The 1,511-nt window shown below is 76.6% G+C and carries 2 protein-coding genes; both read left to right on the top strand.

Annotated features, from left to right (window positions below):
• The coding region (locus AB0K09_RS33300; protein ID WP_366069123.1) for a LuxR C-terminal-related transcriptional regulator at nt 1–547 on the top strand (547 nt) is incomplete at its 5' end.
• A 156-nt stretch (nt 548–703) separates the two neighbouring features.
• Nucleotides 704–1,105: an SAV_915 family protein gene (locus AB0K09_RS33295; protein ID WP_366069121.1), complete on the top strand. Its 402-nt coding sequence runs from the start codon at nt 704–706 to the stop codon at nt 1,103–1,105.
• The last annotated feature ends 406 nt before the right edge of the window (nt 1,106–1,511 follow it).

The following is a 1,511-nucleotide window of genomic DNA, read 5'->3' as shown; positions in this document are numbered from 1 at the left end:
GGTCGCCACGGAGGGGCTCCGCTCGGTCCTGGCCGTGCCGGTCGTCGTCCGCGGCCGGGTGCGAGGCGTCCTCTACGGGGCGCTGCGCCGGCCGCTCGGGCTGGGCGACCGGACGCTGACGGCGGCGGTCGGCGCGGTCCGCGACCTGGAGCGGGCGCTGGCGGCGCGGGAGGATCCCCCGTGCCCCCCTTCGGGTGATCCCGCCCGGTGGGAGGAGGTGCGCGAGGCGCACGGCGAGCTGCGGGCCCTGTCGCAGCGCGTCACCGACCCCGCGCTGCGCGCCGAGCTCCTCGCGGCCTGCGGCCGGCTCGCCCGCGCGACGGCCCCGGCCGCTCCCCCGCCCGGCTGCGCGGTGCCGCTGTCACCGCGCGAGGTCGACGTCCTGGCCTGCGTGGCCTCCGGCGCGACGAACGCGGGCACGGCCGCGCGGCTGGGACTGCGCCCCGAGACGGTCAAGAGCTACCTGCGGTCCGGGATGCGGAAACTCGGCGCGCACACGAGAATGGAGGCCGTGGTCGCGGCCCGCAGGGCGGGCCTCCTCCCATGAGCGCCCGGCTCCGGTCCGGGGTTGCGTCAATGAGCCGTCAAGGGACTCCGACGGCGGGTCAACAGGCTGTCAAGAGGGTGCTCGGGGATGTGCGGCCCGGGCATAGCGTGGGCGACGCACTTCCCGACACCTCTCGATCGAGGTAACGCCATGCATGTGAGCCGTACTCCCCAGGAAGCCGCCGCCGTCGCCGCCGTCACGGGCGCCGGCACCGGTACCGGAACCGCTGAGCGGCCCGAGGACGGGGAGCCGTCCCATCCCGTACCGGTACGGCCGCTGTACGTACCGGTACGCCCCTGCCCCGGCGGCTACGCCCTGCGCGTCTTCCGCTCCCCGCTGGGCACCCGCACGGCCGTCGCCTTCACCTCCGGGCGGCGGCTCTCCGACTGTCTGGGCCACTCCCAGCCCTGCGTCCGCCTCTCCCTGCCGGCGGTCCGCGCCCTGGCCGCTCCGCTGGGGGTGGACGACGTCTGCGTGGACCCCCAACTCACGGCCCCACCGGTGGCCTCCGGCCTCGGTTCGGAGATGTCGCTGTTGCCGTTGTCCTTCCCGTCCTGAACCACGACGGCGGTGGCGGGGGAATACCGGGCGGGCTGCGCCCGGCTCGGCACCACCGGGCCGGTCGCGGTGAGCTGATCACCGTCGCGGCGGGAGAAAGCCGGGGGCAAGCCCCCGGGGCCCCCGGGCAGCGGTCGGCTCCGACCGCCGGACCGGTCGCAGCGGGCTGATCGCCGTCGCGGCGGAAGGAAAGCCGGGGGCAAGCCCCCGGAACTCCCGGGCAACGCCCGGCACGGCACCGCCGGACCGGTCGCGGCAGGTTGCTCGCCGTCGCGGCGGGAGAAACACCGGGGGCAAGCCCCCGAAACCCCCGGGCAGCGCCCGGCTCCGCACCGCCGGGCCGGGCGCTGCGGACAGTTCTTCTCCCGCCGCAACGGCGAGCAACCACCATGCACGGGACCGGCGG

The sequence above is a fragment of the Streptomyces sp. NPDC049577 genome, assembly GCF_040675635.1.
Taxonomy (GTDB): domain Bacteria; phylum Actinomycetota; class Actinomycetes; order Streptomycetales; family Streptomycetaceae; genus Streptomyces.
Note: the sequence above shows the minus strand (reverse complement) of the source record. Positions and strands in the feature narration are given on the sequence as shown.